The sequence below is a fragment of the Garicola koreensis genome, assembly GCF_014195445.1.
Classification (GTDB): Bacteria; Actinomycetota; Actinomycetes; order Actinomycetales; family Micrococcaceae; genus Nesterenkonia; species Nesterenkonia koreensis.
On sequence record NZ_JACIBT010000023.1, the window covers coordinates 1 to 10,044 of the forward strand.

Below are 10,044 nucleotides of genomic sequence, written 5' to 3' on the forward strand. Positions count from 1 at the left end.
TGGTGTTTAAACCTGGTGTTTATACGTGTTCCCTGTACGTGTAAACGTGTGTGGGGTTTGTGGTCTGGGGACCGCCTAGTGGACGCGAGCATACTCACCAATTCTTGTCTCATAACCCTGGTGGGCTTGGATGGTGTGTAAGTGATCGGCTTATTAGTACCAGTCACCTTCACGCATTGCTGCGCTTCCAGTTCTGGCCTATCAACCCCATGGTCTATAGGGAGCCTTCACACCAAAAGGTGAAGGAGATCTTATCTCGAAGCCGGCTTCCCGCTTAGATGCTTTCAGCGGTTATCCATCCCGAACGTAGCTAATCAGCGGTGCCCTTGGCAGGACAACTGACACACCAGAGGTTCGTCCGTCCCGGTCCTCTCGTACTAAGGACAGACCTTCTCAAATCTCCAACGCGCGCAGCGGATAGGGACCGAACTGTCTCACGACGTTCTAAACCCAGCTCGCGTACCGCTTTAATGGGCGAACAGCCCAACCCTTGGGACCAACTCCAGCCCCAGGATGCGACGAGCCGACATCGAGGTGCCAAACCATGCCGTCGATATGGACTCTTGGGCAGGATCAGCCTGTTATCCCCGAGGTACCTTTTATCCGTTGAGCGACGGCCCTTCCACACGGTGCCGCCGGATCACTAGTCCCAACTTTCGTTCCTGCTCGACATGCCTGTCTCACAGTCAAGCTCCCTTGTGCACTTACACTCAACACCTGATTGCCAACCAGGCTGAGGGAACCTTTGGGCGCCTCCGTTACTCTTTAGGAGGCAACCGCCCCAGTTAAACTACCCACCAGGCACTGTCCCTGGACCCGATCAGGGTCCGAAGTTAGATGCTCAACAACACCAGAGTGGTATTTCAACTTACGACTCCACCACCACTAGCGTGGCCGCTTCACAGTCTCCCACCTATCCTACACAGGTGATGTCAAACACCAATACCAAGCTATAGTAAAGGTCTCGGGGTCTTTCCGTCCTGCTGCGCGTAACGAGCATCTTTACTCGTAATGCAATTTCGCCGAGTTCACGGTTGAGACAGCGGGAAACTCGTTGCTCCATTCGTGCAGGTCGGAACTTACCCGACAAGGAATTTCGCTACCTTAGGATGGTTATAGTTACCACCGCCGTTTACCGGGGCTTAAATTCTCCGCTTCGCAGCCCACAAGGGGCCACTAACAGGTCCTCTTAACCTTCCGGCACCGGGCAGGAGTCAGTCCGTATACATCGTCTTACGACTTCGCACGGACCTGTGTTTTTAGTAAACAGTCGGTTTCCCCTGGTCTCTGCGGCCACCACCAGCTACTAGGAGCGCGTCCTAGCCACCAGGGTGGCCCCCCTTCTCCCGAAGTTACGGGGGCATTTTGCCGAGTTCCTTAACCATGATTATCTCGATCGCCTTAGTATTCTCTACCTGACTACCTGTGTTGGTTTAGGGTACGGGCGGCTAAAACCTCACGTCGATGCTTTTCTCGGCAGCATAGGATCACCGGATCCCCCACCCAAAGTGGGGGCCCATCAAATCTCACCGATACACCAGTGGCGGATTTGCCTACCACTGCGGCTACATTCTTAGACCCGGAACAACCATCGCCGGGCCCGGCTACCTTCCTGCGTCACACCTGTTAATACGTTCGCTCCACCGCTTCAGGTCCCACGCTCAGCTCCCCACCTGATCCTCGAAAGGACCAGTATGAGAAACCTCGGGTGGTTAGTCTCAGCAGCTTCACGTGGACGGTTCTTCGCCGGTACGGGAATATCAACCCGTTGGCCATCGACTACGCCTGTCGGCCTCGCCTTAGGACCCGACTAACCCAGGGCAGATTAGCTTGACCCTGGAACCCTTAGTCATTCGGCGGCAACGTTTCTCACGTTGCTTTCGCTACTCATGCCTGCATTCTCACTCCAACACACTCCACAGCCGCTTACGCGACTGCTTCACCGCAGTGTCGGACGCTCCCCTACCCAACCAGCCGCAAACGACTGATTGCCACAGTTTCGGCGGTGTGCTTGAGCCCCGCTACATTATCGGCGCAGAATCACTTGACCAGTGAGCTATTACGCACTCTTTCAAGGATGGCTGCTTCTGAGCCAACCTCCTGGTTGTCTAAGCAACTCCACATCCTTTTCCACTTAGCACACGCTTAGGGGCCTTAACCGGTGGTCTGGGCTGTTTCCCTCTCGACGATGAAGCTTATCCCCCACCGTCTCACTGCCACGCTCTGACTTCACTGGCATTCGGAGTTTAGCTGACGTCAGTAACCTTGTAGGGCCCATCAGCCATCCAGTAGCTCTACCTCCAGGAAGAAACACGCAACGCTGCACCTAAATGCATTTCGGGGAGAACCAGCTATCACAGAGTTTGATTGGCCTTTCACCCCTACCCACAGCTCATCCCCCCAGTTTTCAACCTAGGTGGGTTCGGGCCTCCACGTGCTCTTACACACGCTTCACCCTGGCCATGGGTAGATCACTCCGCTTCGGGTCTAGACCCGGCAACTAAACGCCCTCTTCAGACTCGCTTTCGCTACGGCTACCCCACACGGGTTAACCTCGCCACCGAGCACTAACTCGCAGGCTCATTCTTCAAAAGGCACGCCATCACACCACAAATGATGCTTTGACGGATTGTAGGCACATGGTTTCAGGTACTATTTCACTCCCCTCCCGGGGTACTTTTCACCATTCCCTCACGGTACTGATTCACTATCGGTCAGTAGGGAGTATTCAGGCTTACCAGGTGGTCCTGGCAGATTCACACACGATTCCTCGAGCCGCGTGCTACTCGAGAACCCAGCACAGCCGGCAGACACGCATTACCACTACGGGACTCACACCCTCTCCGGTCAGGGACTCAACCCTGTTCGCATATACGCCTGCACCTCAACTGCATAGGCCGGTGGACCTATGACACTGGGCCTCACAACACCCGCTGCGCAACCCCCACCGGGTATCACACGCAACAGGTTTAGCCCCATCCGCTTTCGCTCGCCACTACTCACAGAATCACTCTTGTTTTCTCTTCCTACAGGTACTGAGATGTTTCACTTCCCTGCGTTCCCCCTCACCGCCTATACATTCAGCGGCAAGTCACACACCACAACAGCATGCGGGGTTTCCCCATTCGGACATCCTGGCCTCAACACTTGGTTATCAGCTCCACCAGGCTTATCGCAGATTCCCACGTCCTTCATCGGCTCCTACTGCCAAGGCATCCACCATGCGCCCTTAAACACTTACACCAACCGGTGCAAGCCACCAGAACACAAAACGACAAACGCTTCGCACAGACAAAAATAAAAGATGCTCGCGTCCACTATGCAGTTCCCAAACAACAACCCCCACCCCCATCACCACAACACCAACGCCGCAGCTACCTGGAACAGGGAAAAAACAAGACCGCAGTCCTGAGAACCCAACAGCGCACCAACAACACCAACCCCAAAGGACCAGTGCCTAAAATCTATTGATATTCCACCCATGAGCAAAACCACCAGCACGACACTCGCGCACTGACATGGCCACCCCAACTACAGGGGCGATGCTCCTTAGAAAGGAGGTGATCCAGCCGCACCTTCCGGTACGGCTACCTTGTTACGACTTAGTCCCAATCGCCAGTCCCACCTTCGACCACTCCCCCCGGAAAAACCGGTTAGGCCGTGAGCTTCGGGTGTTACCAACTTTCGTGACTTGACGGGCGGTGTGTACAAGGCCCGGGAACGTATTCACCGCAGCATTGCTGATCTGCGATTACTAGCGACTCCAACTTCACGAAGTCGAGTTGCAGACTTCGATCCGAACTGAGACCAGCTTTCAGGGATTAGCTCCACCTCACGGTATCGCAACCCACTGTACCAGCCATTGTAGCATGCGTGAAGCCCAAGACATAAGGGGCATGATGATTTGACGTCATCCCCACCTTCCTCCGAGTTGACCCCGGCAGTCTCCCATGAGTCCCCACCACTACGTGCTGGCAACATAGGACAAGGGTTGCGCTCGTTGCGGGACTTAACCCAACATCTCACGACACGAGCTGACGACAACCATGCACCACCTGTACACCAGCCCCGAAGGGAAACACTGTCTCCAGCGCGATCCGGTGTATGTCAAGCCTTGGTAAGGTTCTTCGCGTTGCATCGAATTAATCCGCATGCTCCGCCGCTTGTGCGGGCCCCCGTCAATTCCTTTGAGTTTTAGCCTTGCGGCCGTACTCCCCAGGCGGGGCACTTAATGCGTTAGCTACGGCGCGGACGACGAGGAACGCCCCCCACACCTAGTGCCCAACGTTTACGGCATGGACTACCAGGGTATCTAATCCTGTTCGCTACCCATGCTTTCGCTTCTCAGCGTCAGAAACAGCCCAGAGACCTGCCTTCGCCATCGGTGTTCCTCCTGATATCTGCGCATTTCACCGCTACACCAGGAATTCCAGTCTCCCCTACTGCACTCTAGTCAGCCCGTACCCACTGCACACCCGGAGTTGAGCCCCGGGCTTTCACAGCAGACGTGACAAACCGCCTACAAGCTCTTTACGCCCAATAATTCCGGATAACGCTCGCGCCCTACGTATTACCGCGGCTGCTGGCACGTAGTTAGCCGGCGCTTCTTCTGCAAGTACCGTCACCCCGAAGGGCTTCGTCCCTACTGAAAGCGGTTTACAACCCGAAGGCCGTCATCCCGCACGCGGCGTCGCTGCATCAGGCTTGCGCCCATTGTGCAATATTCCCCACTGCTGCCTCCCGTAGGAGTCTGGGCCGTGTCTCAGTCCCAGTGTGGCCGGTCACCCTCTCAGGCCGGCTACCCGTCATCGCCACGGTAGGCCACTACCCCACCGTCAAACTGATAGGCCGCGAGCCCATCCAAGACCGTTAAAAACTTTCAACCCCACACCATGCGATGCGAAGTCCTATCCGGTATTAGACCCAGTTTCCCGGGCTTATCCCAGAGTCAAGGGCAGGTTACTCACGTGATACTCACCCGTTCGCCACTAATCCACCCCCAGCAAAGCTGGAAGCATCATCGTTCGACTTGCATGTGTTAAGCACGCCGCCAGCGTTCATCCTGAGCCAGGATCAAACTCTCCATTGAATGAATAGTTGATCTGGCAAATCCACAGATTATGTACACGGGGGTGCACATTCTGTGGTTACCAAATGATAAATATTTGGTATCAATAAACTTGGTACGCTATTGAGTTCTCAAGCTGCGGGCGCTGCCGGCACCATCAGAAGAAACCCTCTGAATCGCTCCGGAGCAACTTTTCCATCTTAGGGGAACTGTGTTTCGAGTGTCAACTCGAGGTATTCAGTTCCTTGCGGATAGAGGTTCGGATCAATCTGATCCTTATCCGTACCGGGGCTTCGGGAGAACTCCCAACTGCCAACCGGTGCGAATGAAAACTTTAGCACCTTCCAGCGCTGAAAGTAAACTCCGCATGAACTCCGGTCCGCTCGGGGCCGTCGTCCTTCCGAAATATCGGATTGCCCACCGTAGCACCCACGCTGCGGCGTTGACTAGCTCTCCATCTGGAAGAGCATAGAGGGGCGGAACACCCACCGTCCGTCCCACTGGGAGAAGAGGTCCAGCGCCTCAGTCAGCATCGCGGTGCGGAAGAAGACCGAGTCCACCCCGGCGGCATCAGCGTCGGAGGCTCGATAGCCGTCCAGAAAGGCGTCGGTGAGCACCTCATACCAACGGCCGAAGAAGATCGGGGTCTCAGCACCAGCCTCTGCTGAGTCTGTGGTCTGCGCCTGGCGCTGCGGTTCACCGGTGGTCGCGGACTTCGACTGACTGGCCTCCTGCATCACCATATTCGCCAGCGACATCAGCACCGTGACCACGTCCCGCAGCCCCGGGGCGTGCTGAACCATTCCGCCGGTCTCGGCGATGACCCACCGGTGCTCGGAGATGCGGTGGAAATGCTCGGGACCCAGCTGCCCGTGGATGGTCTGCAGCAGCAGCGGTTCCTCGACTTCGCGCAGCTGCATACTCATCAGTTCGATGGTGTCGGTGAGATCGGCGGCCTCGTCCTCGTCAAACTCCTCACGCACCTGGGCCCACTGCTCGGACAGGGCCTGCTGAGCGTTGACCGCCATAGTTCGCAGCTGCTGCGGGGACTGCGGGTAGGACCCGAACGACCCCGCCAGATCCGCGTGGAATGTTCCCAGGCTGCGGCCCAGCTGCCCAGCAGTGGCTTTGAACGTCTCGCCGGTCTTCAGCGCTGAGCTGGCCACCGACCTTGCGTCGGGCGCCTCAGCTGCGGCTTCACGGATGACGCCGAGCACCCCGGTCTGCCATTGGATGAAGTCGGCGCTGCTGAGCTCACGGTCCTCCCACGCTCCGCAGATGGTCCCCAGCACCCGCGGCACCGCGGCGGAGTGGGCTGCGCTCAGCGTCTTGACCGTTTCGAACGTCTCCGGCTGCTCATCGGTGGGGCGCCGGATGATGTCCACCGCGACCATGTGGGACCAGTCACCCTCCTCCACCCCCTCAGGGGTCAGCAGGATGCGGGTGGCATGGGCCAGTGGGGAGTCGAACACCTGGCGCTTCAGCTTCAGGTCGAAGGGCTCCCAGTCAGCGAAGCCGGCCAGTGCCTCGCCGCGGGAACGTCCGTTGCGGCTGCCCTGCCGACGTCGGGCCATTTCGACCCATGCGGCCAAGAATGCTCGGTCGCCGGCGCCGTCGTAGACCCACAGCTCCTGCTCGTCCTCGGTGGTGAGCTTGCCGATGAAGGCGGATTTGCCCGCCATCGCGGAGGGGCGGCTGCGCAGCGTCACCGGCACTGAGATCCGTGCTGGTTCCTCGTCCGGGGCGGCACCGGGTTGGGCCACATCAAAGATGTGCACCTCCAGGAACAGCTCGGTGTCGGCGTCACCGGCGGGGGTGGGCAGGCGCAGTCCGCCGACCCGGGTGAGCCTGATGCGTCCGCGCGGGTTGGGAAACCACGGCTGGTGGGGCAGCCAGTTGTGCAGAATTTCGACAAACCCAGCCTGCTCTTCACCGCGGATACGGGTCATGCACGCGCCCCCTGCCGCAGGGTCGCGATCTCATAGAGGCTGATCCCCACCGCCATGGAGGCGTTGAGCGATTCAGTCTCGGAGGTGATGGGGATGGAGGCGATGGCGTCGCAGGTCTCAGTGACCAGCCGGGAGAGCCCGCGCCCTTCGGAGCCGACGACCACCACCAGCGGGTCCGAGGCCAGGTGGAGCCCGGTGATGCTGGTGTCGCCGGAGCCGTCGAGCCCGACGACGAAGTAGCCGCTGCCCTTGGCCTCCTTCAGCGCTTGAGTCAGGTTCTTCGCCCGGGCCACCGGGATGCGGGCCGCGGCCCCGGCGGAGGTCTTCCACACCGAAGCGGTGATCCCGGCGCTGCGGCGCTCGGGAATGATCACCCCGTCGGCGCCGAAGGCTGCTGCGGCGCGCAGGATCGCTCCCAGGTTGCGCGGATCGGTGATCGAGTCGCAGGCGATCAGCAGCGGGGCGTGGGCTATGTGGCCCTTGCGTGACTGCTGCTCCAGCCCCTCGATCAGGTCAACAGCCTCAGCGTAGCTGTAGGGCTCCAGGACCAGGGCCACACCTTGGTGGACCGCATCGGCGGTCACCGCATCAAGATGACGACGCGTCACCTCCCTGATCCGCACGTTCTGCTCGGCGCAGTGCTGCAGGGCGTCGCGGACCCGTCCATCAGAGTCGATATCTGCGGCGACGAGAAGTTCGACGGCGGGGACGCGTTCGGCCAGCGCCTCCACGGTCGCGTTGCGCCCGGCGACGACGTCGTCGGCTCCATAGCCCGAACCGCGGGGTCGGCTGCGCGAGGAGTCGCGTTTGGTCTTGGACCGCTCGGCGAGCTGCTTCTGCCGGTGAGCCTTGTGGTAGACCCGGTCCTCCGCCTTGGGCGTGGGGCCCTTGCCCTCTAGTTTGCGCTTGCCCTGTCCGCCGCTGCCCTTGGTGGGGCCCTTGCGCTCTTTGCGCACGGCGGCGGTTTTGGGTCGAGAATCGCGAGCCATGGTCAGACTCCTCCCTTGGTGAGGCTCCAGGTGGCACCCTGTGGTGTGTCCTCCACCTCGATGCCGGCGGCGGCCAGGCGGCTGCGGAGCGCGTCGGCGGTGTCAAAGTCCTTGGCGGCCTTGGCTTCGGCCCGGGCGTCGAGCTGCTGCTGGACCAGGTTGGCCAGCGCCTCCTCGGCGGCGGCCGCCCCGGCGGGCTCGGCGGCTCGGAGCTCTTCAAGCCCCAGCACGGTGATCATCGCCTGCACTGCTGCGGCGTGGCGGACTGCGGCGTCGTCGTCGCCCGCGTCTAGGGCCGAGTTGCCGGTGCGGACGGTCTCGTGGAGGACGGCGAGCGCGGCCGGCACATTGAGGTCATCGTTCATCGCCGCCACGAAGGCGTCGGGCATGACCTCGGCGGCGGTGTACTCGTAGTCGGCGCCGGCCCGGTTCAGGAAGTTCTCGATGCGCTCCACGGCGGCCTCCGCCTCGGGCAGCGAACCCGGCTTGTAGTCCAGCTGGGAGCGGTAGTGGGCTTGGCCCAGGTAGTAGCGCACCGCCACGGGTCGGGCCACGGCGTGCATCTCTTCGGGGGTGATGATGTTGCCGATGGACTTCGACATCTTCTCGCCCTCGTAGGTGACCATGCCGTTGTGCAGCCAGAAGCGGGCGAAGCCGTCGCCTGCCGCGGCCGACTGGGCCAGTTCGTTCTCGTGGTGGGGGAAGCGTAGGTCCAGTCCGCCGCCGTGGATGTCGAAGGTGGAGCCGAGGTACTTGGTGGACATCGCTGAGCATTCCAGGTGCCAGCCCGGCCGACCCCTCCCCCAGGGCGAGTCCCATGCCGCAGTGGTCGGATCGTCGGGCTTATCGCCCTTCCACAGGGCGAAGTCGCGCCGGTCGCGCTTGCCGCGCGGGTCGGCGTCGGGGGCATCCTGCATGTCCTCCACCGACTGGTGGGTCAGCTCGCCGTAGCGCTGCCAGGAGCGGACGTCGAAGTACACGTCGCCGGAGTCGTCGGTGGCCGGGTAGGCGTGGCCGGCGTCGATGAGTCGCTGGATCAGTGCGTGCATCTCGGTGATGTGGCCGGTGGCACGAGGCTCGTAGGTGGGCCGGGAGACCCCTACCGCGCCATAGGCGGCGTTGAAGACCTGCTCGAACCGGTAGGCCAGCGCGAACCACGGCTCTTCGGCCGGGTAGTCCTCGCTGGGTTCGAAGCCGGGCGCGTAGGAGGCCGCGGCTTTCTGCAGGATCTTGTCATCGACGTCGGTCACATTGCGCACCGAGGTGACCCGGTAGCCGGTGTACTCCAACCACCGGGTGAGAATGTCGAAGACGACGCCGGAGCGGATGTGGCCCACATGGGGTGCTCCTTGGACCGTGGCGCCGCAGTAGTAGAGGGACACCTGGCCGGGCTGAAGGGGTTCGAAATCGCGGATCGCCGCCGTCTTGGTGTCATAGAGTCGCAGTGCCACGGCCGCCAGCTTACCGCCCGGAGCGCCTGCGACGGAGAATTGTGGCCCCCTGGGCGCCGATTTCGCCGATCTCAGGAGGTCCGTGGTGCAGGTCTCAGGGGTTACTGGCGCAGCGTCAGCACGGCCGTGGCGGTGGCCGAAATGCCTTCGCCGCGGCCGGTGAAGCCGAGTCCGTCCGAGGTGGTCGCCGAGACGGCCACCGGCGCGCCGGCAGCCTCACTGAGCACCTGTTGGGCCTCCTCGCGGCGGGGGCCGAACGTGGGCCGGTTACCGATGAACTGCACGGCGATGCTGCCGATGGTGAACCCGGCCTGCCGGGTGATGTGCGCAGCCTCAGCCAGCAGTGCGGCCCCGGAGGCGCCGACCAGTTCGGGCCGGTCGGTGCCGAAGTGGGCGCCCATATCGCCCAGTCCTGCGGCCGAGAAGAGGGCGTCACAGCAGGCGTGGGCCACCGCGTCGGCATCGGAGTGGCCGGTCAGACCCTGCTGGTGAGGCCAGTGCAGGCCGGCCAGCCACAGTTCGGTGGGCTCGTTCGACGCGGCGAAAGCGTGCACGTCCTGGCCGATGCCCACCCGTGGTGCCGACGA

At 61.2% G+C, this 10,044-nt stretch carries 4 protein-coding genes and 2 rRNA genes; all 6 read right to left on the reverse strand.

Going from position 1 to position 10,044, the window contains the following annotated elements; translation table 11 throughout:
• Positions 1-133: 133 nt before the first annotated feature.
• A 23S ribosomal RNA gene (locus FHX47_RS10440) occupies positions 134-3,243 on the reverse strand.
• A 310-nt stretch (positions 3,244-3,553) separates the two neighbouring features.
• Positions 3,554-5,089 (reverse strand): 16S ribosomal RNA (locus FHX47_RS10445).
• The 16S and 23S rRNA genes sit together here, the layout of an rRNA operon.
• 425 nt (positions 5,090-5,514) lie before the next feature.
• Positions 5,515-7,017 (reverse strand): maltokinase N-terminal cap-like domain-containing protein, encoded by a 1,503-nt coding sequence (locus FHX47_RS10450; RefSeq protein ID WP_183358866.1) that lies wholly within the window; start codon positions 7,015-7,017, stop codon positions 5,515-5,517.
• On the reverse strand, positions 7,014-8,006 hold the full coding sequence (gene rlmB / locus FHX47_RS10455; protein WP_183358867.1) for a 23S rRNA (guanosine(2251)-2'-O)-methyltransferase RlmB: 993 nt from the start codon (positions 8,004-8,006) through the stop codon (positions 7,014-7,016). Before rlmB ends, FHX47_RS10450 begins: the two co-directional genes overlap by 4 nt.
• A gap of 2 nt (positions 8,007-8,008) precedes the next feature.
• Positions 8,009-9,457 carry a cysteine--tRNA ligase gene (cysS, locus tag FHX47_RS10460; RefSeq protein ID WP_183358868.1) on the reverse strand — a complete coding sequence of 483 codons (1,449 nt, stop codon included), beginning with the start codon at positions 9,455-9,457 and terminating at the stop codon, positions 8,009-8,011.
• 101 nt (positions 9,458-9,558) lie between these two features.
• Entirely contained in the window at positions 9,559-10,029 is a 471-nt protein-coding gene (gene ispF / locus FHX47_RS10465; RefSeq protein WP_183358869.1) for a 2-C-methyl-D-erythritol 2,4-cyclodiphosphate synthase, read from the reverse strand.
• Positions 10,030-10,044: the final 15 nt, after the last annotated feature.

Coding starts and splice junctions, on each gene's coding strand:
- FHX47_RS10450 (WP_183358866.1), bottom strand. CDS start 7,017: ATGACCCGTATCCGCGGTGAAGAGCAGGCTGGGTTTGTCGAAATTCTG.
- rlmB (WP_183358867.1), bottom strand. CDS start 8,006: ATGGCTCGCGATTCTCGACCCAAAACCGCCGCCGTGCGCAAAGAGCGC.